General features: G+C 67.4%; 26 protein-coding genes. 16 read left to right on the top strand and 10 right to left on the bottom strand.

Features of this window, described 5'->3' with window-relative positions; genetic code table 11:
- The first annotated feature begins 159 nt into the window (after positions 1-159).
- The 16 genes from VGR67_06990 (at position 160) to VGR67_06915 (ending at position 12,498) form a co-directional block, all read left to right on the top strand.
- On the top strand, positions 160-432 hold the full coding sequence (locus VGR67_06990) for a DUF3303 family protein (GenBank protein HEV8336140.1): 273 nt from the start codon (positions 160-162) through the stop codon (positions 430-432).
- 152 nt (positions 433-584) lie between these two features.
- Positions 585-824, top strand: a complete 240-nt coding sequence (locus VGR67_06985; protein HEV8336139.1) for a hypothetical protein — start codon at positions 585-587, stop codon at positions 822-824.
- Between the two features lie 130 nt (positions 825-954).
- Positions 955-1,341 (top strand): DUF488 family protein, encoded by a 387-nt coding sequence (locus VGR67_06980; GenBank protein HEV8336138.1) that lies wholly within the window; start codon positions 955-957, stop codon positions 1,339-1,341.
- 125 nt (positions 1,342-1,466) lie between these two features.
- Positions 1,467-1,607, top strand: coding sequence for a hypothetical protein (locus VGR67_06975; GenBank protein ID HEV8336137.1), 141 nt, complete (start codon positions 1,467-1,469; stop codon positions 1,605-1,607).
- 83 nt (positions 1,608-1,690) lie between these two features.
- The gene (locus VGR67_06970; protein ID HEV8336136.1) at positions 1,691-2,683 is read left to right on the top strand and encodes a polysaccharide deacetylase family protein; all 993 of its coding nucleotides are present in this window, start codon (positions 1,691-1,693) and stop codon (positions 2,681-2,683) included.
- A 199-nt stretch (positions 2,684-2,882) separates the two neighbouring features.
- Complete coding sequence (locus tag VGR67_06965) at positions 2,883-3,365, top strand: SRPBCC family protein (GenBank protein ID HEV8336135.1); 483 nt, start codon at positions 2,883-2,885, stop codon at positions 3,363-3,365.
- Between the two features lie 22 nt (positions 3,366-3,387).
- Positions 3,388-3,696, top strand: coding sequence for a DUF1272 domain-containing protein (locus VGR67_06960; GenBank protein ID HEV8336134.1), 309 nt, complete (start codon positions 3,388-3,390; stop codon positions 3,694-3,696).
- Positions 3,697-3,758: 62 nt separating this feature from the next.
- The gene (locus tag VGR67_06955) at positions 3,759-4,223 is read left to right on the top strand and encodes a hypothetical protein (GenBank protein HEV8336133.1); all 465 of its coding nucleotides are present in this window, start codon (positions 3,759-3,761) and stop codon (positions 4,221-4,223) included.
- Between the two features lie 194 nt (positions 4,224-4,417).
- Entirely contained in the window at positions 4,418-4,903 is a 486-nt protein-coding gene (locus VGR67_06950; protein HEV8336132.1) for a cupin domain-containing protein, read from the top strand.
- Between the two features lie 58 nt (positions 4,904-4,961).
- Positions 4,962-5,447 (top strand): hypothetical protein, encoded by a 486-nt coding sequence (locus tag VGR67_06945; GenBank protein HEV8336131.1) that lies wholly within the window; start codon positions 4,962-4,964, stop codon positions 5,445-5,447.
- A gap of 55 nt (positions 5,448-5,502) precedes the next feature.
- Positions 5,503-6,936 (top strand): cation:proton antiporter, encoded by a 1,434-nt coding sequence (locus VGR67_06940; protein ID HEV8336130.1) that lies wholly within the window; start codon positions 5,503-5,505, stop codon positions 6,934-6,936.
- Positions 6,937-7,036: 100 nt separating this feature from the next.
- Positions 7,037-7,360 carry an antibiotic biosynthesis monooxygenase gene (locus VGR67_06935; GenBank protein HEV8336129.1) on the top strand — a complete coding sequence of 108 codons (324 nt, stop codon included), beginning with the start codon at positions 7,037-7,039 and terminating at the stop codon, positions 7,358-7,360.
- A 162-nt stretch (positions 7,361-7,522) separates the two neighbouring features.
- Positions 7,523-8,863, top strand: coding sequence for a methylenetetrahydrofolate--tRNA-(uracil(54)-C(5))-methyltransferase (FADH(2)-oxidizing) TrmFO (gene trmFO / locus VGR67_06930; GenBank protein ID HEV8336128.1), 1,341 nt, complete (start codon positions 7,523-7,525; stop codon positions 8,861-8,863).
- A gap of 16 nt (positions 8,864-8,879) precedes the next feature.
- Positions 8,880-9,782: a tyrosine recombinase XerC gene (gene xerC / locus VGR67_06925; protein ID HEV8336127.1), complete on the top strand. Its 903-nt coding sequence runs from the start codon at positions 8,880-8,882 to the stop codon at positions 9,780-9,782.
- Positions 9,757-10,590 carry an inositol monophosphatase family protein gene (locus tag VGR67_06920; GenBank protein ID HEV8336126.1) on the top strand — a complete coding sequence of 278 codons (834 nt, stop codon included), beginning with the start codon at positions 9,757-9,759 and terminating at the stop codon, positions 10,588-10,590. Before xerC ends, VGR67_06920 begins: the two co-directional genes overlap by 26 nt.
- Before the next feature lie 39 nt (positions 10,591-10,629).
- On the top strand, positions 10,630-12,498 hold the full coding sequence (locus VGR67_06915; protein HEV8336125.1) for a hypothetical protein: 1,869 nt from the start codon (positions 10,630-10,632) through the stop codon (positions 12,496-12,498).
- Here VGR67_06915 and pdxA read toward each other — a convergent pair.
- The 10 genes from pdxA to atpD form a co-directional block, all read right to left on the bottom strand.
- Complete coding sequence (gene pdxA, locus VGR67_06910; protein ID HEV8336124.1) at positions 12,495-13,484, bottom strand: 4-hydroxythreonine-4-phosphate dehydrogenase PdxA; 990 nt, start codon at positions 13,482-13,484, stop codon at positions 12,495-12,497. The genes VGR67_06915 and pdxA overlap by 4 nt on opposite strands.
- A 10-nt stretch (positions 13,485-13,494) precedes the next feature.
- The gene (locus tag VGR67_06905) at positions 13,495-13,830 is read right to left on the bottom strand and encodes an RNA chaperone Hfq (protein HEV8336123.1); all 336 of its coding nucleotides are present in this window, start codon (positions 13,828-13,830) and stop codon (positions 13,495-13,497) included.
- Between the two features lie 231 nt (positions 13,831-14,061).
- On the bottom strand, positions 14,062-15,090 hold the full coding sequence (locus VGR67_06900) for a peptidyl-prolyl cis-trans isomerase (protein HEV8336122.1): 1,029 nt from the start codon (positions 15,088-15,090) through the stop codon (positions 14,062-14,064).
- Positions 15,087-16,028, bottom strand: coding sequence for a peptidyl-prolyl cis-trans isomerase (locus VGR67_06895; protein ID HEV8336121.1), 942 nt, complete (start codon positions 16,026-16,028; stop codon positions 15,087-15,089). Before VGR67_06895 ends, VGR67_06900 begins: the two co-directional genes overlap by 4 nt.
- An 80-nt stretch (positions 16,029-16,108) precedes the next feature.
- On the bottom strand, positions 16,109-19,558 hold the full coding sequence (mfd, locus tag VGR67_06890) for a transcription-repair coupling factor (GenBank protein HEV8336120.1): 3,450 nt from the start codon (positions 19,556-19,558) through the stop codon (positions 16,109-16,111).
- The gene (gene rfaE2 / locus VGR67_06885) at positions 19,555-20,043 is read right to left on the bottom strand and encodes a D-glycero-beta-D-manno-heptose 1-phosphate adenylyltransferase (GenBank protein ID HEV8336119.1); all 489 of its coding nucleotides are present in this window, start codon (positions 20,041-20,043) and stop codon (positions 19,555-19,557) included. The genes mfd and rfaE2 overlap by 4 nt, the downstream gene beginning before the upstream one ends.
- Positions 20,040-20,831, bottom strand: a complete 792-nt coding sequence (locus tag VGR67_06880; protein HEV8336118.1) for a dolichyl-phosphate beta-glucosyltransferase — start codon at positions 20,829-20,831, stop codon at positions 20,040-20,042. Before VGR67_06880 ends, rfaE2 begins: the two co-directional genes overlap by 4 nt.
- Positions 20,828-21,994 carry an ABC transporter substrate-binding protein gene (locus tag VGR67_06875; protein ID HEV8336117.1) on the bottom strand — a complete coding sequence of 389 codons (1,167 nt, stop codon included), beginning with the start codon at positions 21,992-21,994 and terminating at the stop codon, positions 20,828-20,830. Before VGR67_06875 ends, VGR67_06880 begins: the two co-directional genes overlap by 4 nt.
- 41 nt (positions 21,995-22,035) lie before the next feature.
- Positions 22,036-22,461, bottom strand: a complete 426-nt coding sequence (locus tag VGR67_06870; GenBank protein ID HEV8336116.1) for a F0F1 ATP synthase subunit epsilon — start codon at positions 22,459-22,461, stop codon at positions 22,036-22,038.
- Between the two features lie 20 nt (positions 22,462-22,481).
- Positions 22,482-23,336, bottom strand: an 855-nt coding sequence (atpD, locus tag VGR67_06865) for a F0F1 ATP synthase subunit beta (protein ID HEV8336115.1), incomplete at its 5' end; no start/stop codon positions are given.

The raw sequence follows: 23,336 nt of genomic DNA, 5'->3' as shown, positions 1-23,336 counted from the left end.
TTCGGCCCCCGATCCATCCCGGCTCGCCGCGTTGCGCCTCGCTTGCGTACCGCCTTGGGTACGCGACGCTCTGGCGCGCCTTGCGATCCGGGCGCCTCGGCGACCTCGGTGTTAACATGATTTCCGAAACGCAACACTAGGTCCCTGGAGCTCCCCACGATGCTGTTCATGGTGATCGAGCGTTTCCGGCCGGGTCAGGCTCCGGCCGTGTATCGCCGTTTTCGGGACCAGGGAAGGATGGCCCCGGAGGGGGTGAAGTACGTCTCGAGCTGGGTCGACCTGGAGTTCGGGCGCTGCTTTCAGGTCATGGAGGCGGAATGCCAGGCCGCCCTGAAGGAGTGGACGGACCATTGGGAAGATCTGGTCGAGTTCGAGATCGTCCCGGTCCGGACGTCCGAAGAAGCGGCCCGGGCGATTGCGCCCCAGCTATGACAGGCGGACCGTGAAGGGCTTCGCGGCGCCCCGCGCCGCCGCGGCCGCATTCGATTTCCTGAAGCGCATCGCGGTTCCCGTCCGGGAGGGCTTGGAAAAGCGCCATCGGAAGGGCACGGGCTTGAGGAGAGACGCGGAGGCCGCCGAGAACCATGCTGGTTGAAGCGTTCGGCATCGTCGCCGCGACGTCGATGATGGTCATGTACGCGCTCGAGCGCCGGTCCCACATCTACATACTCGGCTTCGCGGCGTCGTGCGCCGCCGCGTCTCTGTACGCACTTCTGATCCATTCCTGGCCCTTCGCCGCGGTCGAGGCGGTGTGGACGTTGGTGGCGATCCGGCGCTGGGCCGGGCTGCGCGTCACGCGAAGCGAGGCAAGGCAGAGACGATAACTGCCGAACCCCCGCGAGATCGCCCTCGCGAGCCAGACAGGCTTCGAGCTCCAAGAATGCGGCGATCCCGGCCCGCGAGAACAGCCTTGGACCGAATTTCGCCGATTTGCCAAGGGGAACTAGGACGAGAATGCCGATTCGCGTGGTGAGGTTGGGAACGCCGCGAACTCGCTCGGAGGGGCTGCGTCTGGGGACCGTGCGGCGGCCGCCGCGCGGCGTTCCGAAAGCCGAGTATGCGTCGCGCGACTTCTACGACGTGTGGGTCCCCGGCCTGGCGCCTTCGGCGGCCCTGGTCAAGCAAGGGCTGCAGGCCGCCAACGAGCGGGAATGGCGCGCCTACGCCCGGCGATACCGCGCCGAAATGAAGCGCCCCGAAGCCGCCCGGCTGCTCGCGCTGCTGGCGGCTCTGTCTCACCGGACGAGCTTCTCGGTGGGCTGTTACTGCGCCGACGAAGCGCGCTGCCACCGGTCGATTCTGAAGGGCTTGCTGAAGGAACACGGGGCGAAGCTTGCGTGACTCGACCTTCCTGGGGGGTGAACATGGCCCGGATCGCCGTCCGCTATTGCGCGTTTTGAATTTCGGGACTTCATGCCGTCCGTGTGGCGGCGAAGCTGCGTCGCGAGTTGGGAGTCGAGGTCGATATGGTTCATGGGCGTTACGGAGAATTCAAGGTGCTGGTGGACGGCGAGACCGTCGTCGATGGAGGGGCGCGCGCCGTGCTGGGCCTGCTTCCTTCAAGTCCAAAGATCCTCGCGACGGTACGCGCCCGGCTTTCCGGCTGAGGCTTGCCGCGGCAACCGGTGCAGCCATGGCTTCCGGCGCGCCGGAGTGGCGGCGCCGCAACCTTTTTATGCGCAGCACACTCGTGAAAACCATCAACGCATTCATGCTCGCGGCGCTCGCGGCGGGCGTGGCGTCCCTCGCGTCGGTTCAGACGATCCTTCCCGCGGACGCGCCGGAAGCGGCCCGGAACACCCGCTCCATGGCTCTGACGTTCGACGACCTCCCGTACGCGTATGCCGCGCCGGCCGCCGCGGTCGACGTGGCCCGGGGGAAGCGCGCGACGGCGGCCCTGCTGCGCATGCTGTCGTCGCACCACGCGCCCGCGGCGGCCTTCGTGAACGAAGCGAAGCTCGGGAACGGCCCGGAGACGAAGGCACGGACCGCCCTGCTGAGACGATGGGTCAAAGCGGGGGTCCTCCTCGGCAATCACACCTACTCGCACGCCGATTTCAACGCGACCAGCGTGCAGGAGTTCGAAGCGGAGATCCTGAGGGGGGAGGTCGTTACGCGCCGGCTGATGAAACCCCGCGAACCCTACCAACTCTACTTCCGGCCTCCCAAGACGCACACGGGGGACACCCGGGAGAAGAAGGAGGCCATCGAGGCGTTCCTCGCCGCCCGCGGCTACAAAATGGCGCCGCACACCATCGACAGCGAGGACTACGTTTTCAACGCCGGCTACGTTCAACTGCCCGGCGAGGATCGGCCGTCCGCGGCGCGCTGGCGCTCGTCCTACGTGGACTTCGTGATCCGCGCTACGGAGTTCGCCGAGCGCGTGTCGCGGGAGATGTTCGGGCGCGACATTCCCCAGACGATCCTGCTCCACGCCAACGACCTCAACGCCGACGCGCTCGACGAGCTGCTGACCCGGCTGGAAGGGCGCGGCTACCGATTCGTGAGCCTCGACGCGGCGATGGCCGATCCGGCGTATCGGATCCGGGACACCTTCGTGACGACCTTCGGTCCGACGTGGCTCTGGAGATGGGCGAAGAGCGAGGGGATGACGATCCGCTTCAATGACGATCCGGAGCCTCCCCAGTGGGCGGTGGATCGGTTCAAAGCCGTCGAGCGATAGCCAGGCCCGGCTCCCGAAAAAGCGCTCACGGGGCGGCCGGCCGCGGCGTTCAGATCGGGCGATCTCGTCATCCTTCCCCGGCTCGCTTATAGTCGAAGCGAGCCGGGGATTTGATGGCCCGTTCCGTTGCCGTGGGGTCGAGATGCCCCGGCGCCGCATCCGGCCGCCCGGCCGGACAGGCGCCGCGAAAGGAGGCCGCATGGACGATTTGAAGCTGACCCAAGCGCCCGTATCCAGGACCGGAATGCTCATCCGCCAGCCCGTGGCCAGGGTTTTCGACGCGTTCGTGAACCCCGACGTCACGGCGAAATTCTGGTTCACCAAGAGCACCGGCCGCCTCGAAGCCGGCCGGCAGGTCCAATGGGACTGGGAAATGTACGGCATCTCGGTTCCGGTGACCGTCAAAGCCGTCGAGCCGAACCGCCGCATCGTGATCGAGTGGCCGGCAGCCGGCGGTCCCGCCACCGTGGAATGGACGTTCACTTCCCGCCCGGACGGGACCACGTTCGTCGGGATTACCGAGTCCGGCTTCAAGGGCGACGGCGACGAGCTCGTGAAACAGGCGACCGGCTCGACCCAGGGATTCTCTCTGGTGCTCGCGGGGCTCAAAGCGCTCCTCGAGCACGACGTGCGACTGAATCTCGTGGCGGACCGTTATCCTGAGGGAATCGAAGGCCATTGAGGGATTGAGCGGGGGGATCACGATGCTGGAGCTTCGTCCGACCTGCGAGCATTGCAACAAGCGCCTGCCGCCCGACTCGCTCGAAGCGCGTATCTGCTCGTATGAATGCACGTTCTGCGCGACGTGCGTCGACGCGGTGCTCGGCAACGTCTGCCCGAACTGCGGAGGAGGGTTCGTCCCCAGGCCCATCCGCCCGTCGCGCAATTGGAAAGGAGACAACTTCCTGGGCAAGGATCCCGCGGGCGCCGCCGTCCGGCACCGGCCGGTCGACGCCGCCGCGCACGCCAGTTTCTCCTCTCCCCTCCGAAACATCCCTCCGGAGAAGCGGTAATCTACTCCGCAGAAGGCCCTTCGGCGTCCTATCCCCAACCAGGAGCCCGGGAGGAGAAGCACATGTTCTGGGCGGTTATCGCAATGCTGATGCTGGGCCAGGAGGCTGCAGTGAAGGACCCGGTGATTTTTCTCACCGCCGGGCAGGTTCGTGAGGCGATTCAAAAGGCTCCCGAGGACCGCTCCGGCCGGGGGGGCTTCTATGCGGCGCGCCTGACGGCCGCGCCGGAGTATTCGGTTGCGGAAGTTCGTCGAACCTCGGCCGGCCGATCCGAGCTGCACGCCCGTTTCGCGGACATCTGGTACGTGCTGCGGGGAGATGCTACGCTCGTCACCGGCGGCTCCTTGATCGGCGGGCAGGAGACCGAGCCGGGAGAGCTGCGCGGCCGAGGGGTTTCGGGCGGCGACCGGCGGCCGATCCACGGCGGAGAGGTGGTGGTCATTCCAGCCGGAGTGCCGCACTGGATCAGCGCCGTCGACGGGAAAGAGATCGTGTACTTGATCGTCAAGGTCCCTTCGAGCCGTTAGGCCTGTCCGGACGGCATTCCCCCCGGCAGCCTCCCTTGACGGGGACCGACTTTTGCGGCTCCTTTTTTTCGGTCCTGAGTGTACTATGCACGAGAAATCGCACCCGGGCTCATCGGCCGGTCGACGCGCCCGGCAGGCTCGATGTCACGGTTGGATTCCAAAAATCAAGGCGTCCACAACCTAAGGAGGTTTCCATGCGCAAGTCGTTTTCATGGGCGGTCCTGTTGCTCGCGACGATCGTGGGGGTTGCATGGGGCCAGGGAGCGACGGCTCCGGGCCACGTCTTGACGACCGCGGCCGACATCAAGTGGGGGGATCCGCCGCCGGTTTTCGAGAAGGGCGCCACCTTCACCGTACTCTCCGGGGACCCTGGCAAGGCCGGCCTGTTCACGGTGCGCCTGAAGATGCCGGCCGGCTACAAGATCGCGCCGCACTGGCATCCCACCGATGAGAATGTGACGGTGGTATCGGGCACCTTCGCGCTGGGCATGGGGGAAAAGTTCAATCAAGCCGCGATGAAGGACCTCCCGGCGGGAGGCTATGCGCTTCTGCCCGCCGAGATGCGTCACTACGCCATGGCGAAGACGGACGCGACGGTCCAGGTTCACGGCATGGGTCCATTCTCCCTGACGTACGTCAATCCGGCCGACGATCCGAGCACGCGGGTCCCGGCGAAGTAATCGGACCAGGCCGGCCTCGCGAGAGGTCCCGCACAACCGGGAATCGAGCCGAGTCGCGATGATCGAAATCCTGAAGTGGCTGCTGCTTCCGCTGCTCGGCGCCGCGGGCTGGTTCCTGAGACGTCTTTACCCGCGCGCCGGGTGCGCCTTCAATGAAAAGGCCGCTTTGGCCCTTTTCGCTCTTTGGGGGATCGTCGGGGTCGCCGGGATCTTCGGGGCCCTGGAGAGACTGCACCGTCCGCTGGCCCAGGTGCTCATCGGCTCGACCTGGCTGGTGACTCCGCTCGCGATCGGCTCCCTGGTGCAAGGGGCGATCGCCAAGCAGGAGAATCGGGGCCTGGCAGCGGCCGGAGTCGTCTTGCTGGCGCTCGTCTCGATCCTGCTGACGGCGGCCACCGGCTACATGGGACCGTCGCACGGATCCGGCGGCAGCTCGCTGGCCTTCGAGATCCTGCATCTGATGATCATGCCGGGGATCTCCGGCGCGGGTCTGCTCCTTTGGGCCTTCATGGCCCGCCGGGAAGGATTGGACGAGGCGAGATGATGCGACCCGCCGGGCCAGGGCGGGGGGCAAGCTCCCTCTTCGGAGATTTGGACGAGTGCGCAAGAACATCCTGATCTACGCGGCCCTCATCCTCGTCTTCGGGGCGGGCGTCCTGATGATCCTCCAGGCGGGCAGAGGGCTCGAGACCCGGCACGACTCCCTGCCCGCCGCCGGCGTGCCGTCCACCCCCGAAAGGGCGAGCGCGGGAGGGCTGGGCGAGAACCTGAGACACCCGCTGGCGGTTCTCCTGCTGCAAGTCCTGGTCATCCTGTTCGCCTCGCGGCTCACCGGCACCCTCTTCCGGCGCATGGCGCAGCCGGCGGTGATCGGCGAGATGGTGGCGGGGATCCTTCTCGGCCCTTCGTTTCTCGGAATGCTCGCGCCGCGGGCCCAGGCATATCTCTTCCCCGCGTCCTCGCTGGCTCTCCTCCAGGCCATCAGCCAGATCGGGGTGGTGCTCTTCATGTTCGTCGTCGGAACGGAGATCGACACGCTCCAGATCCGGCGGCAAGCCCACGCGGCCGTCCTGGTGAGCCACGCCAGCATCGTCGTGCCGTTCTTTCTGGGGACGGCGCTCGCGCTCCTCCTCTACAGGTCGCTCTCCGCTTCCAACATTCCCTTTGCCGCCTTCGCGCTCTTCCTCGGCGTCGCCATGAGCATCACCGCCTTTCCGGTGTTGGCGCGCATCCTCAAGGAGCGGGGGCTCTCCGGCACGGCGCTGGGGAACACTGCGCTGGCCTGCGCCGCGGTGGATGACGTGACCGCCTGGTGCATGCTGGCGGTGGTGATCGCCGTGGTGCAGGCGCAGGCTCTTTCGGGGGCCGCCCTGACGATTCTCCTGGCGGTCCTGTTTGCCGCCGTCATGCTCTTCATGGTGAAGCCGCTGGCCGGCCGGTTCGCCGGGGAGCCGCTGGAGAGCGCCGCCCGCGGCCGGGCGCTGATGACGGGGACGCTGATACTGATCTTCGCCTCCGCCCTGTTCACCGAGGCGATCGGGATCCACGCTCTTTTCGGCGCCTTCCTCGCCGGCGTGGCCCTTTCTCCCCAAACGCACCTGCGCGGCTTCCTCAAGGAGCGCCTCGAGCCGATCTGCACCGTCTTCCTCCTGCCCCTCTTCTTCGCGTTCGCCGGACTGCGGACCCGGCTCGGCCTGCTCGACGACACCGGGAGCTACCTGGCGTGCCTGGCCGTGATCGCGGTGGCCATCGCCGGGAAGCTGGGGGCCGGAGCGCTGGCCGCGCGCTGGACGGGGCTGGGCTGGCACGAGGCGCTGTCGATCGGAGCCTTGATGAACACGCGCGGCCTGATCGAGCTGGTCGTCCTCAACATCGGATACGATCTCGGGATTCTCGCTCCGCGGATGTACACCATCATGGTCCTCATGGCCGTCGTCACGACCTGCATGACGGGGCCGCTGCTCTCGCTGTTCGAGCGGCGAAACGCAGCCGGCCTCGCGGCCTCGCGCGCGGCGATCGCCCGGACGTCCTAACGGCGGAGCTTTTCGAGCGGGCCCTGCGCCGGCGACGGTTGACGATGAGACCCTCGAGGCGCGAGTCCGGGCGGGACCGAGAGGGAGCGGGGAGGACGAGATGATTGGCCGGCTTTGGCACGGATGGACGCCGCGCGAGAACGCCGAATCCTACGAGGCCCTCCTGCGCGTCGAAATCCTTCCGGGAATCCACCGCGTCCCGGGCTATCGCGGAGCTCTCTTGATGCGCCGGGAGGACGGGGAGGAAGTCGAGTTCGTGACCTTGACCTTCTTCGCTTCGCTGGAAGCGGTCCGGGCCTTCGCGGGGGAGGATTACGAGGCCGCCGTCGTGCCGCCGGAGGCCCGAGCCATCCTGTCCCGGTTCGACGCCCGCTCGACCCACTTCGAGACTCTCCTCGCTCCCCCCGACTCGATGCTTCTTTGAGCCCGCGACGCGAGAGCAACTCAGGGCCTCGCCGGATCGCGGGAGCTTCCTTCCCGGCGGAACTCGAGGCAAGACCTCGGCGAACGCGGCCTTGCCCGGAATCGCCGCCGTGATAGAATGACGCCTTCCTTTCGCGTCGAATCCCCGCCAAGGAGCGCCCGAGTGCCCGACCCCAGCCGTCAACCCGTCTGCGTCATCGGAGCCGGACTCGCCGGATCCGAGGCAGCCTGGCAGATCGCCCACCGGGGCCACCCGGTCGACCTCTACGAGATGCGCCCCGAACGGCAGACTCCGGTCCACAAGACAGGGGACTTCGCCGAGCTGGTCTGCAGCAACACCTTCAAGTCCGACTCCCGCGACACCGCCACGGGCCTGCTGAAAGAGGAGATGCGGCGGTGCGGCTCCCTCATCCTGAAGGTGGCCGACACTCACCGGATCCCGGCGGGCTCGGCGCTCGCCGTCGACCGCGAGGGATTCGCGCGAGGGGTCACCGAGGCCCTGACCTCGCTCGCCGGAGTGCGGATCCATCGCCGCGAGATGCCCGCCCTTCCGCCGGAAGGGATCGTCATCGTCGCCAGCGGCCCGCTCGTCTCGGCGTCGCTCTTCGAGGACATCGGCCGCTTCACCGGACGCGACCACCTTTATTTCTTCGACGCCGTCTCCCCGATCGTGGAGGCCGAATCGATCGATCTCTCGAAAGTGTTCCGGGCTTCCCGCTACGGCAAGGGGGACGACGACTACCTGAACTGCCCGCTCGACGAGGAGCAGTACGAGCGCTTGATCGACGCGATCCTGGGCGCGGCGACGGTCCCGAGGAAGGATTTCGAGGACACCGGCTTCTTCGAGGGCTGCCTGCCGATCGAGGAGATGGCGCGAAGGGGCCGGGAGACGCTGCGCTTCGGCCCGATGAAGCCGGTCGGGCTCGTCGATCCCGCCACCGGGCGGCGGCCGCACGCCGTGGTCCAGCTCCGCCAGGACAATGCCGCCGCCGAGCACTTCAACCTGGTGGGATTCCAGAACAGCCTCCGGTGGGGCGATCAGGAACGGGTGTTCCGGCTGATTCCGGGGCTCGAGAAGGCGTCGTTCGTGCGGCTGGGGATGATCCACCGCAATTCGTACATCAACGCGCCGGCCATCCTTCTTCCGACGTTCCAGACCCGGAAGCGCGCCGACCTCTTCTTCGCGGGACAGGTGTCCGGAGTCGAGGGATACCTCGAGTCGGCGGCTTCGGGGCTGATCGCCGGCATCAACGCCGCGCGGCTGGCCGCGGGAGCCGCCGCCGTCCCCTTCCCCGCGACCACCGCGCTGGGCTCCCTGGGGCGCTACATCTCCTCGGCGGATCGCGACGATTACCAGCCCGCGAACATCGCCTTCGGGCTCCTGCCGCCGCTCGCGCCCCCCGTGCGCGACAAGCGACGGCGCCACGAGTTGCTGATCCGCCGGGCCCTCGAGGACTTGAGCTCCTTCGAGGAGGCCCTTTCACCGGTCGCGCCGGCGCGCTGATCCGGAAAGGAGCGCCGTGGAATCGGCCATCCGAGCCTACCTCCGCCATCTGCGCCTCGACGTGAACTCCTCGGCCGAGACGCTGCGCGCCTACGGCTCGGATCTCGGGGAGTTCGCGGCGTTTCTGGAGAAGGAGGTCGGAGGCGGTCGCGAGGTGGCGCCGAAACAGGTGGATCGGCTGGCGGTGCGCGCCTTCCTCGGCGATCTGCATCGACGGCAGGCCAAGCGCTCGACCGTGGCCCGGAAGCTGGCCGCCATCCGCTCCTTCTTCCGCTATCTGAAACGCCAGGGGAAGCTGAGCGCGAACCCCGCCGCGGCGGTGGCGACGCCGCGCCAGGAGAAGCGGCTTCCGAAGCAGCTCAGCGTCGTCGAGGTGCAGCACCTCGTCGAGATCGCCGACGATTCCGCCCCCCTGGGGGCGCGGGATCGGGCGATCCTCGAGCTGCTGTACGCCAGCGGCGTCCGCGTCTCGGAGCTGACGGGGCTCGATCTCGACGATCTCGACCTGGGCGACGGCATGATGCGGGTGCTCGGGAAGGGGAAGAAGGAGAGGATGGTGCCGGTCGGCTCGAAGGCGATCGCCGCGATCCGGGTCTATTTGCGCCGGCGCGCCGATCTCGAGCCCAGGCCGGGAAGAGGCGGGGACGCCCTCTTCCTGAATTTCCGCGGCACGCGCCTGAACGTGCGGAGCGTGCGGCGGATCGTCGATCGCTACATCCGGCAGTGCGCCATCCTGCGGAAAGTCTCGCCGCACACGCTGCGGCATTCCTTCGCGACCCACCTGCTCGACGCCGGAGCCGATTTGCGATCGATCCAGGAGCTCCTCGGCCACGCCTCGCTCTCCACGACCCAGAAGTACACGCACGTCTCGACCGAGCGCCTCCTGAGAACCTATGGCAAAGCCCACCCGCGAGCCTGAGAATCCCGGATCGGCCCTCGATCCCGGCACGCTCCTCGTCACGGCGCTGGACGCGGCGCGGCGCGGAGGCGAGATCCTGAAAGGGCATCTGGGACGCGGCCGGCAGCTGGCGGTGACGGAGAAAGGGCGGAACGACTTCGTGACGCGCGCCGATCGCGACTCGGAGGAGGCGATCGTCGGGCTTATCCGCGCGCGGCATCCGGAGCATGCCATCCGGACCGAAGAGTCGGCGGCGGCGCCGGGCACCGGCGCCGAGTGGATCGTCGACCCGCTCGACGGAACCACCAACTTCATCCACCGCTATCCCTTTTTCGCGACGTCGGTGGCGGTGCGCACCGGCGGCGTGCTGGCGGCGGGGGCGATCTACGACCCGATCCGGGAGGAGATGTTCGCGGCGGCGCGCGGGAGAGGGGCCACCCTGAACGGCTCCGCCATCGCCGTCTCGGATTGCCCGCGCCTCGCGGAGGCCCTGCTGGTGACCGGCTTTCCCTTCCGGTCGCTGGCGCAGCTCCCGCAGTTCCTGCATTCGCTGAGCCGGCTGATCCAGGCGGCCTCGGGGGTCCGGCGGGACGGCTCGGCGGCGCTGGATTGCTGTTACGTCGCCTGCGGCCGCCTCGACGGTTTCTGGGAATGCTCGCTTTCCGCCTGGGACATCGCCGCCGGAGCGCTGATCATCCGGGAGGCGGGAGGAACCGTGACCGACTTCGAGGGGAAGGAAGGCTTCCTGGGCTCGGGGGACATCGTCGCCTCGCCGCCGATGCTACACGCTTCCCTCCTGGAGGAGGTCCGGAAAGCCTTCCGGCCCTGAGGCGTCCCGGGCACCACCCGAATCAGAGAGCCAGAGGAGATGGGCAAGGACCTGCTCGCCGGCTCCGCCGTCGCCGTTCTCGTCACCATCCTCTTGCTCGCGATGGGCGAGAGAATCCGCCTCCTGCTCCGGATTCCGGTCCCTCCCTCCCTTCGATCGGCGGCGGCGTGGTGTTTCGGCTCCTGGGCGCTGGGCCTGGCGGTCCTCTGTCTCGGCCTGGCGGGCTGGTTTGGCCCCGGGCCGCTGATCGCCACCGCCTGCCTGGCGGCGCTGGGGGGGCGCTGGAAGGGACTTTTAGCCCGAACGAGAAGCCCCGCGAGCTACCTCCTCGCGGCCTTTCCTTTGATCGCCGTCGCTCTCGCCCCTCCTTTCTTCTACGACGCGTGGGTCTACCATCTCGGGCTTCCCTGGCAGGCGCTCCGTGAGGGAGCCCTCGGCGCGCATCGCGGAAACCTGTTCTCCTCCTTCCCCCCCCTGGCGCAGCTGATCTACGCACTGCCGCTGTCGGTCAAGGCGGTGCGGGCCCCCGGCCTGATTCATCTGTTCGGGGTCTGCGTCGCGGCCGCCGCGGCGCGGAGCCTGGCCGGGCGCCTGGGCGCTGCCCCCCTCCGGGCCTGGCTGATCGGGCTTGGTGTGCTTTACCTTCCGGTGGCGCCGCTTTCAGCCGGCTTTCCGATGGCGGAAGCATGGATGCTGTCCGGAACCCTCACCGCCGTGGCGCTCGCCTTGTCGGCCCGGACCGCCCGAGGGAGCGCCGCCGCCGGATGGATGGCGGGAATTGCCGCTTCCGCGAGACTCCAAGGGCTCTTCTGGGCGGCCCTCGGCGCGCCGCTTATCGTGGCGTCACGCCGAAGGCCCGTCGTTTCGGCGGCGGCGTTCGCGGCGGCCGTCATCGCCGGCTCAGCCCCTTGGTGGCTGAAGAACGCCGCGCTGCTTCACGATCCGCTGGCGCCCCTCGGCTGGCATCGTGAGGGGATCGAGACGCTGTGGCGGGACGCGAGGAGCAATCTCCATCTCGCCGGCAGTCCCGTCGATCTCGTCCGGAGATCCTGGGAAGCCCTGTCCGCAAAAGCGTGGATCCTGGCACCCGCCGCCACGGCGGGCCTCATCGGAGCCGGCTTGAGCGGGCGGCGATCGGCGCGGAAGCTCGCCGGGATCGCGCTGTTCGGCGTTCTCCTGTGGGCTCTGACGGGGGCGTTGGACCGGTTCCTCGTCCCGTCCTTGATTCTTTTTCTGATCGCCGCGGGATGCGGGCGCCGGCGCGCGGGAGCCGCGGTGGCGTTTTCGGCCATCGCGTGGCTGCTCGTGGGCGGCACGACTTCGGCCCTGGAAATGTTCCGTCAGCTCGGCGGATGGTCGATGACGGGCGAGCCCGCGGAGGTCTACCGGACGCTTCTCGTCTCGAATCCCTACCCGGCGTTCCTCGAGTGCGCCTCCCTGCCCGAGGACGCGCGCGTGCTGCTCGTCGCGGAGCCACGGGGCTTCTTGTTCCCCAGGCGCTTCGAAACCAGCTCGCAGCACGATCGCTCGATTCTCGGGGCCGCCCTGCGCGGTCGGCCCTCACCGGATGCGGTCGTCACCCGTCTCGCCGAGGCGGGTTACACTCACCTCCTCGTCAACGTCTCCGAGATGCGCCGCCTGGGCAAGGACTATCCCGTGCTGCCCTGGACCGACGCGGCCGGCAGGAATGCCTTCGTGGCGCTCACCCGGCGTCTCGAGCCTCCGATCCTGCTCGTGGGCGACATCGTCGTCTACTCCCTCCGGTCGAATCCCCAAGCTCCGCGCGGCGCGAATCTTCCCGGGAAGCAGACGATTCGCGCGAGGCGCAACCCGATCTCTGGTCCCGGCGACTCGAACCCGCCGCGGTCACCCGCCTGGGGGAAGGAGATTTTGGAATCGCGACGCTAGGCGGAGTTTCGGGTCAGGCGCACGGCGAGGGAAATCGCCTCCCGCAGGCTGGAGGGATCGGCGACCCCCTTGCCGGCGATGTCGAAGGCGGTGCCGTGATCCACGGAAGTGCGCAGGAAGGGCAGGCCGAGGGTCAGGCCGGCCGATTTTCCGAACGACGAGATCTTCACGGGAATCGTGGCCTGGTCGTGGTAGAGAGCCACGACGAGATCGATCTCGTCGCGCATCGCCCGGAGATAGACCGAATCGGGCGGGTAGGGACCCCAGACGTCGATCCCCTCCTCGCGGCACGACTCGATGGCCGGGGCGATCTCCTTCTCCTCGTCCTCCCCGAAGAGCGAGTCCTCTCCCGCGTGGGGATTCAATCCGGCCACGCCGATCCTCGGCTCGGCCCCGAAGATCCGCTTGTGCTCCTTTTGGGCGAACCGGATCATCCCCGCGAGCCGGTCCCGGGTGACGCAGGCGATCGCCTGGCGGAGCGAGAGGTGCGTGCTCAGGAGGACGACCTTGAACGTCGGAGTGACGAACATCATGCCGACCTGGCGGCTGTCGGTCAGCTTGGCCAGGATCTCGGTGTGGCCCGTGGCCTCGAAACCGGCCATCTCAATCGCCTTCTTGCTGATCGGGGCCGTGACGATCCCCTGAATCCTCTTCTCCCAGGCGAGGGCCACCGCCTTGCGGATCGCCGCCATGGCGGCTTTTCCGGAGTCGGCCGAGGGCTTTCCCGGCTGCGCCTCGGGGCCGGTCGGCCCGAGATCCAGCAGGAAGGGCCCCGCTCCTTCCAGCGGGCTCTTGCCGTCCCATGCCTGGGTGCTCTGCGGAAGGTCGATCTGCAGGGAGGCCGCGGTGCCGCGAAGCTGCGCCACGTCGCCCACGACCACGAGACGGCAGGAAGAGATGATCTCGAGATCGGAGAGGCTCTTGACGGCGATCTCGGGGCCGATGCCGGCCGGATCTCCGCAGGTCAGGGCGAGGGCGGGATTCACCGGCGCGAGCTCAGCGGATTTCGTCGGGCGGGCCGTCGGCGCCGGCGATTTCCTCTGCCTTGTACATGTATTTGATGGTGTGCTTGTTCACCAACAGGTTCGGGGCCCCTTCCCGATTCACCTTGATGCAGGTGCGGTCGTACCACTCGATGACCCCGTGAAGCTGCTCACCGTCGGTGAGGACGACGACCATGGGGGTCTTCGAATTCATCTGCTTCAAGTAGTAGAACGCTTCGGCGTTCGTCTGCTCGGGCGGGACTTGCTTGCGTTGCGGGCGGTGCGCCGGAGCGGTCATCTTGTCCTTCAAGTCGGATAGGTTCGGTCTGATGAGCTTCCGGTTGATCATCTCCTCTCCTTTTCGATTCGGTCCTTTCACCGCGATTCACCTTCAGGCGACGGCTGTGGTTTCCGTGAGATTCTCTGGTCTCGCCTCTCGATGCCGGTTTTGGTTGAAGCCTTTGTGGTCTGTGGCGGCGGATCGCCGCCGGAATCTCAGGGGGCTCTTGATGGCGCATCCTAACACAGCCGCGCTCCTCCCGCCAATTCCCGCCGGAGGCGGTCCCGGGAGCCGGTCGGACTATTTCGGCTCGGGCTTCGAGTCGGATTCCGGCGGGTTCCCCGCGGTCACCGGGAGCCACTCCGAGGTGCCGAATTTGGGGTAGACGTAGATGAAGTTGTCGCTCCACTGCTTCTTGAGGTAGGCGTCCACTTTCTCCTGGAACTTGGCGTCCCGCAAGTGATCGGCGATCCCGTCCCGCGCCTTGTCGAGCGGAGTGACTTCCTCGGGCTCCCGGCTCTCGAGCTTCACGATCTGGTAGGCGCGGGCCGATTCGATCGGACCGGCGATCTGCCCCGGCTGGAGCCGGAAGGCCTCCTTCTCGAGATCGGAGCGCAGCTCGCCGCGCGCGAAGGGACCGACGAGGCCGCCGCGCTCCTTGGAGGCGGCCTGGGACTCCCGCTTGACCAGCGCCTCGAAGTCGGCCCCGGCGTCCAGCTCCCGCCTCACCCCCTCCGCGCGCGCCTTCGCCTCCTGACGGGTGGCGTCCTCGTAGAGGATCACGATCTCCCGGAGCGAGATGCGCTCGGGCCGGGTGAATTCCGCCTTGTGGGAGTCGTAGTATTGCTGAATCTCCTTGTCCGAGATGCTGATCTTCCGGCGCACCTCGTAGTTGATGATTTCCTGCGGGATGTTCAGGCGGACCAGCGTCTCGACGAGCTGCTGGCGCGTCATGCTCTGCTCCTTGAGGAGGCGCTCCAGCTCCTCGTCGCTCTCGATCTTCTGGTTCTTCTTGAAGTCCTCGACGAGGTTCTTCCGCACCTTGTCCATGTCCAGAAGGACGTCCGCCCTCTGGACGAGCAGGTTCTCGATGATCATGTTGTGGAGGAGGGCCTCCTGCCCCGAGGCGATCTTCCGGTCGAGCTCGTCGCCGGTGTACTTCTCGCTCATCTGCTGCCGGAACACGGCCAGGCGCTCCTCGTATTCCGTGCGGGTGATGATCGAGTTGTTCACCTTCGCGACGATCTCCTCCAGAATCGCGGCGCCGATCGATCCGGGAGGGATCAGGACGAAGCCCGCGAGGGCCGCGGCGCGGAGCCACCGTCTCATCCGCCGTAATCTCCCCGGTAGCTGAACGGAAGGTTTCTTCGCTGCACCCGGATGCGGGCGGTGGATTTCAGCTCCGTCATGGCGCGCGCAAGAGCCTCCTCCGCCTTGCGCTGCAGGAGCGTCCCTTCAATCTTCTTCCGGACCTCCTCCAAGCCGAGGTTCTTCCCCTCGTGCTTGTCGACCGCCTGGAAGATTCGGTACTTCCCGCCCTCCTCGACGACGTCGCTGATCTGGCCCGGGGAGAGCGCGAAAACCATCGCCCGAATCGACTCGGGGAGATCCTGCTCCTCGTAGGGCCGGGGCTGGCCGCGATCGGGCGAGGCCGAGTGGCGCTCGGCCAGCACCTGGAACTGGCCGGGATCGGTCTTGACGATCGAGAGAATCCGCTTCGCCTCCGCCTCGTCCTCGAGGAGAATCTGGCGCAGGATCACGGCGCGCGCCTCGCGGAATTCCTGCGGATGCTCGCGGTAGTAGGCGTCCACCTCCTCGGGAGCAACCCGGATCTCCTTGAGCAGGACGTGATCCTTGAATTCCTGGATCAGCAGGTTCCGGCGCACCTGCTCGCGGAAGCCGGCGTCGACCGGCTTGCCGCCCGGACCGGCCTCGGTCCCGGCCCCCAGGCCCGCCAGATAGGCGGTCACCTTCTCGTCGGGGATCTCGATCTTGCGTTTCTCCGCGAGCTGGAGCAAGAGGCGCTCTTCGATGAACTGATCGAGAAGGCGGCTGCGTGTCTCGGCCTCGTCCCGGGGAGGGAGGTCCTCCCCGAAGTTCGCCTTCAGGTAGGCCTCGAAATCGGCGTACGGGATCTCCTGGTCGTTGATCGAGACGGCCGGAGCGGCGGCGCCGCCCGCGCCGGGAGACGACGAGCAGCCGCCGGAGAGAATCAACCCCGCCGCAAGCGCCGCGGCCGGGAAAACGCGGGGGAATTCCGGTCTCATTTTCGAAAGGATCCCGAGGATCAGAAGACCCGGACGCCGAAAGGTGCCGCGGGAAAGCGTCTTTAGCAGACTGTAGCACATCAAAGCAGGGCCTTCAACAACGCGCGGACCCCTTCGACGCGCTGATCCTCCCGGCTCCCGACCGGAATCCTCATCACCCCTTCGGGGGTGAGGACCGCGCCGCGCGACAACGAAACCGCGTCGATGAGACGCTGCGGGGAAACCGGCGAGTCCGGAGCGAACCGGACCGAGACCTTGTCGCCCGAGTAGTCGACGCCGGCGATGCGCAGCTTCTCCGCCAGGAGGCGGAGCTCGGCCAGCGAGAAGAGGTTCTCGCCCTGGGCGGGGATCATTCCATAGCGGTCGCGCATCTCGCCCCGGATGCGGTCCAGCTCCTCGCGGTCCTGCGCGGAGGAGATCCATTTGTACAGCGAGAGCCGCTGGTTGAAATCCGGAATGTACTCCTCAGGGAGGCGCACGTCGATCCGGAGATTCAACGAGGTGCGGAGCTCGGGCGGGGCTTCCTCGCCCTTCAGCTCCTGGACCGTCCTCTCGAGAAGCCGGCAGTAGGTGTCGAACCCCACCGCCGCGATGTGCCCGTGCTGCTCCGCGCCGAGGAGATTTCCGGCGCCGCGGATTTCGAGGTCCATCGCCGCGATCCGGAAGCCGGATCCCAGGTCGCTGAACTCCTGGAGCGCCTTGAGGCGCTTGCGCGCGACCGGAGTGAGGACGGTGCGCGGCGGGACGAGGAAGTAGGCGTAGGCGCGGCGATCGGATCGGCCGACGCGCCCCCGCAGCTGGTAGAGCTGCGCCAGGCCGAAACGATCCGCCCGGTTCACGAGGATCGTGTTCACGCGCGGGATGTCCAGGCCGTTCTCGATGATGGTCGTCGTCAGCAGGACGTCCCTCTCGCCGCGCAGGAAGTCGAGCATGGTGCGCTCCAGCTCCCGCTCCCCCATCTGGCCGTGGGCCACCGCGATCCTCGCCTCGGGGACGACCTTGCGAAGCAGGCCCGCCATCGACGCGATGCTCTCCACCCGGTTGTGGACGAAATAGACCTGGCCGCCCCGGTTCATCTCCCCGCGAATCGCCGTGACGATCACCCCCGAGCGGAACGGCACGATGTGGGTCTGGATGGCGAGCCGGTTCCGCGGCGGGGTCTCGATGACCGAGAGATCCCGGATGCCCGCGAGGGAAAGCTGCAGCGTCCGGGGGATCGGGGTGGCGCTCATCGCGAGGACGTCCACGTTCTTCTTGAACTGCTTGATTCTCTCCTTCGCCGCCACGCCGAAGCGCTGCTCCTCGTCGACCACCAGCAGCCCCAGATCCTTGAACCGGACGTCCCGGGACAGGAGCCGGTGGGTTCCGATCACGACGTCCACCTTGCCCGCCTCCAGGTCGTTCGCCACCGCCCGCTGCTCGATCGGCGTTCGGAACCGGCTGAGCATGTCGACGCGGACGGGAAAGCCGGCGAACCGTTCGCGGAAAGTATTCAGGTGTTGCGTCGCGAGGACGGTGGTGGGAACGAGCAGCGCCACCTGCTTCCCCTCCATCACCGCCTTGAAGGCTGCCCGGAGCGCCACCTCGGTCTTGCCGAAGCCGACGTCGCCGCAGACCAGGCGGTCCATGGGCAGGGACGACTCCATGTCGGCCTTGACCTCCTCGATCGCTTTCCTCTGGTCGGGCGTCTCCTCGAACGGAAACGAGGTCTCGAGTTCCCGCTGCCAGGGGGAATCGGGGCCGAAAGCATGTCCGGGGGCCGCCTTCCGGGCGGCGTAGAGCTGCAGCAGCTCCTCCGCCATGTCCCGCATCGCGCGGCGCACCTTGCGCTTCGTCCGTTCCCACGTGACGCCGCCGAGCCGATCGAGCTTCGGGTGGTGGGCGCCCGCGCCGCTGTACCTTTGGACCAGGTCGAGGCGATCCGCCGGGACGAAGAGCTTGTCTTTCCCTTCGAAATGAAGCTCCATGAAGTCGGCCGCCCGTCCGTTCTCCTCCATCCGGATCACGCCGGCGTAGCGGGCGATGCCGTGATCGGCGTGGACCACCAGGTCCCCCACCTTCAGATCGCGGAAATCGGGGGAGAAGACGCCGAGCCGCCGGCGGCGGCTCTCCTTCTCGTGGATCTCCCCGAACACCTCCCGCTCGGCGACGACCAGGAGTCCCGCCTCGGGAAGGGCGAACCCTTCGTCCAGGGAGCCGGGGAGGATGAGCCGGGAGGCGGCGGCGGGGACGGCGGCTCGCGGATCCTCGACGAGCGTGGCCGGCTCGCCAAGATCCCGGAGAATCTCGCCCAGGCGCTCCATCCTGCCATGGCTGCCGACCGGCAGCAGGGTCCGCCACCCGGCGGCCGCCGCCGCGGCGAGGTCGGTCGCCAGGGCCGGCAGGCGATCCAGATATTGGCGCGCGGGCAGGCAGGAGATCCGCATGGCCTCCGGCCGCTCCGTCAAGGGCAGCTCCGAGAGGATCAGGGGCGCCGTCTCGACCATCTTCTCGACCTGAATCTTGTCGACGAAGACCTCTCCCGGCGGCGGAAGGCCGAAAGCCTCGGAGAACTCGTAGCGCGACAGGATCTCCTCCCACTCTTTGCGGACCTCCTCGAGGACCGAGGCCGGCTCCTCGACCACCAGGAGCGATTCGGGAGCGAAGCGGGGAGCCGGCACCGCCTCCGAATCGATCAGCCGGGTGAAGGCCTCGATGCCGGGGAAGTACTCCTCCTGACGGATCTCCTCCAGGAGCTTCTCTCTCTGGTCGGCCCCCGCCTCCGAATGGAAGGATCGAAGGCGCGACTCGAGGGACCCCAGCGATGAGGGCGTCAGCGGAACCTCCCGCACCGGAAGGATCTCCAGCGCTTCCAGGCGGTCCATCGAGCGCTGCGTCTCCGGATTGAAGGCGCGTATCGATTCGATTTCCTCTCCGTAGAATTCGAGCCGGCAGGGCACCTCGACCTGCGGGGGAAAGACGTCGACCACGCCCCCGCGCCGGGCGAACTCGCCGGGCGAGGAGACGTGCTCCACCCTCGCATAACCGGCGGGAATGAGCAGCGTGCAGAGACGATCCGGGCTCAGGTTCATGCCCTGGCTGACCGACATCCGCGCATGGGTGAAGAGGCCCGCGGAGGGCACGGCGTAGATCAGCGACCGCGCGGGCATGAGGATCACCGCCGGGTCCGGACTCAGAAGATGATTCAAGGCCACGACCCGCTCGCAGCTCACCTGAAGATGGGGGGAGAGGCCTTGGTAGGGGTCGGCGTCCAGGGAGGGAAGGGTGTCGATGCGCAGATTCTCATCGCCCAGGAGAATCCGCCATGTTTTGAGATCTCTCTCCCAGCGCTCCGTCTCTTGATCTCCCGCCACGACGACGAGTAGGGAGCGCTTCAGCTCGCGGCGCAGGAGAAGAAGATGGAGGCCCCGGGCGGAGCCGGCGAGGCCGACGAGCGCGGCGGGGCGTTGCGCCAGAATCGAGGCCGCGAGACGGGGCATCCCGTCCCTCAGTCCGACCGAGGTCAGCAGGGACGCGATCTCGCCGCTCACCGCCCGAACCTCTCCACGATTCGCCGGATGATCCGGGTGGTGGACACCCCTTTGCGCAAGGGCAGGATGCGGACCTCTCCGCCATCCTCCTCGACCGTCTTCCTCCCAACGACGCGAGCCCTCCCCCAGTCCCCTCCCTTGACCAGAACGGCGGGGCGTACGGCGCGAATCAGGAGCTCGGGCGTCTCCTCGTTGAAAAGGAGCACGTAATCCACCGCCTCCAGCGCGGCGAGAATCTCCAGCCGCTCTCTTTCTCCGATCACTGGACGGCCATGGCCCTTGAGCTTCCGCACCGACGCGTCGCTGTTGACGGCGACGGCGAGGGCCTCTCCCAGGCGGCGGGACTCTCGCAACAGCCGGACGTGGCCGGCATGAAGGAGGTCGAAGCAGCCGTTCGTCAGGACGAGCCGCTCGCCGTTCCTGTCCATCCGGCGGGAAATCCGGCTCAACCCGGACCGGGAGACGATTTTGGACGATCGCCTCACGACGGCTCCCGGTAGCGGCCGGCGCGATCGCGCCAGACGATTCGCACGACGTCGACGAACATTTGAAGCGGGTCGCCCAGAACGCTCACCCGAGAATTCGGAGAGTCCCGCCAGATCACCGGGATTTCCTCGATGCGGATGCCGCGGCGGTGGGCCAGGTAGAGGATCTCCACGTCGTAGGAGAAGCGATCGACGCGGGCGACCGCGAAAACGGGGGCCAGCCTCCGGCGATCCATCAGCTTGAATCCGCACTGCGTGTCCCGTATCGATAGGCCGGTGAGCGTCCGGACCACGAGGTTGAAGCCCTTGCCCATGGCCTGCCGGAGCGGCCCCTGCCGGACTTCGACGAGCTCCGGCGCCAGCGCCCGGGATCCAACGGCGATGCCGGCTTTCCCGTCACGAAGGGACGGAATCAGCTTCTCGACCTCTTCGATGGGAGTGGAGAGATCGGCATCCGTGAGGAGGACCAGCGGAGCGCGGCTCTCGGAGAAGCCGTGGCGGATGCTGAAGCCTTTGCCGCGATTCCGGCCGTTGCTCAGCAGGCGCAGGGAGGGGATCGAGGCCGCCAGCTCGCCGACGCGCGCCGCCGTGCCGTCGGCGCTCCCGTCGTCCACGACCAGGATCTCCGCCTTCGTCGCCGTCCGGGCGAGATAGGCGGCGATCGCCTCGAGGGTGGGGACGATCCTCCGCTCCTCGTTGTAGGCCGGAATCACGATCGACAGATCGATCCCTTCCCGCTTGGTCTGAAGCGGGGTGGGCCGACCGGCGGAAGGCGGAAGCTCCGTCACCGGCTTCGCGTCCGTCCCGCCTCCTGTCGACCTCGGGTGCGCTCGAGGAATTCCCGGTAGAGCATCGCTTTCCCCTGATAAACGATGTAGGCGCGGGGAAACTGCACCACATCTCCCTCGGGATCGAAGCTGATGACGCCGGAGGCTCCCCTGAATTCCTGAATCGCCAGGAGCTCCTGGGCGATCCGCTCGGGGACGGCGCCTCCCGCCTGGCGCATGGCGGCGGCCGCGACCAGCACCGCGTCATATCCGTGAGCGGCGTAGAGATCGGGCAGGCCGCCATAGCGGGCCTTGAAGTCTCTCACGAACCGGGCCACCGGCGGATCGTCGCTTTCCGGATCGAAGACGGTGGCCGGGTAGATGACTCCTTCGGCCGCCTCCCCCGCCTCTTCGAGGCTTCGGGGACTGCCGAGGCTCGAAGAGCTGAGGATCCGCCCCGGGGTGCCCCGCTTGCGAAGCTCCCGGAGGAGGATCCCCATATCATTGTAATACCCGACGAGGTAGATCCCGTCCCCCCCCGCCCGGCGGGCCTTCTCCGCGAGGGCCGCCAGATCGGTCCCTTTCGGAGCGTAGAACATCACGACGGGCGGCGCGTCGCCATGGAATCCGCGCAGGAAGACCTCCGCGATCCCCCGGCCGAATTCGTTGTCGATGGCGAGCACCGTCATGCGCTTCAATCCGAGCTCCTCGGAGGCCAGCTGCGCCATGTAGGCCCCCTCCAGAACGTCGGAGGGATAGACGCGAAACACGTGCTTGCCGGCGCGGCTGATCTCCGGGCTGGAGGAGGCGGGACTCAGGAGGATCTTGTGCCGGCTTTCAGCAAGAGGGGCGAGGCGCAGGGTCTCGGAGCTCAAGACGGCGCCGAAGATCAAGGGAACGTCGTGGCGGTCGAAGAGATCCCGGGCGGCTTTCTCCGCCCCGTCGGGAGAGCTTCCGCTGTCGCGGTAGAGAATGCGCAGCGGATTCCCGCCGATTCCCCCTTCGGCGTTGACGCGATCCACCGCCAGATCCATCGCCTGGCGGATGGCCTGGCCGTAATACGCCCCTTCTCCCGAAAGCGATAGGACGGCGCCGAGGACCACTTCTCGGCCGGCGCCGCAGCCCGCCAGGAGAAGCGAGGCGAGGGCGACCGCCGGGACGTTCCGGAGCGAGAAGCGCTTCATTCCCATCGGCCTCCCGATTCGGCCGGCAATCAGGCGGCGAATCAGGAATCCCGGACGGCGGCCTGCGCCTTCGACGCGACTTGCAGACGGATGAGGGCCTTTTGAAGGGCGATCTGGGCGCGGCTGAAATCGGTGTCCTGCTCGGGCTTCTTCAACCGCCCCTCCGCCCGCTCCTTGGCGTGACGGGCCCGAACCACGTCGATTTCCTCCGCCTTTTCGGCGGTCTCCGCCAGGATCGCGACCCGATCGGGAAGAACCTCGGCGAAGCCCCAGGAAACGGCGAGATAGAGGACTTCCCTGCCTTTGCGATACTCGATCGATCCCACCTTGAGCGTCGTGAGGAGGGGGGCGTGCCCCGGCCGGACGCCGAGGTATCCCTCCGTCCCCGGAAGGATCACCTCGTCGACCGCTTCGCTGACCAGTCCGCGCTCCGGGGTGACGACGTCGAGCTGAAGCTTCTCCGGCAGCACACAGGCTCCTTCAGTGTCTAGACGGCCGTCTTCATCTTCTCGGCCTTCTCCAGCGCCTCGTCGATCGTGCCGACGAGGTAGAAGGCCTGCTCCGGGATCTCGTCGTGCTTCCCGGCGACGATCTCCTGGAAGCCGCGGATCGTCTCGGCGATCGGAACGTACCGGCCGGGAATACCGGTGAACTGCTCCGCCACGAAGAACGGCTGGGAGAGGAAGCGCTGGATCTTGCGCGCCCGGGCGACCGCGATCTTGTCGTCCTCGGACAGCTCGTCGATTCCGAGAATCGCGATGATGTCCTGGAGCTCCTTGTACCGCTGCAGGACCGATTGGACCGCGCGGGCGGTGTCGTAATGCTCCTCCCCGAGAATCCGCGGATCCAAGATGCGGGACGTGGAAGCGAGAGGATCCACCGCCGGGTAGATTCCGAGCTCCGAGATCTTGCGGGACAGGTTCGTGGAGGCGTCGAGGTGGGCGAACGTCGTCGCCGGGGCTGGATCGGTGTAATCGTCCGCCGGAACGTAAATCGCCTGCACCGAGGTGATCGATCCCTTGCGCGTGGTCGTGATCCGCTCCTGGAGCTCTCCGAGATCGGTCGACAAGGTCGGCTGGTAGCCGACGGCCGACGGCATGCGCCCGAGGAGCGCCGAGACTTCGGAGTTCGCCTGGGTGAAGCGAAAGATGTTGTCGATGAAGAGGAGGACGTCCTGTCCACCCACGTCCCGGAAGTACTCGGCCACCGTCAGAGCGGACAGTCCCACCCTCAGCCGAGCGCCGGGGGGCTCGGTCATCTGACCGTAGATCAACGCCGCCTTGGATTTCTGGAAGTCTCCCGGCGTGATGACCCCCGACTCGGTCATTTCCAGGTAGAGATC

Source organism: Candidatus Polarisedimenticolia bacterium (genome assembly GCA_036004685.1).
GTDB lineage: Bacteria > Acidobacteriota > Polarisedimenticolia > Gp22-AA2 > AA152 > DASYRE01.
This window is presented reverse-complemented; position numbering and strand designations above follow the sequence as displayed.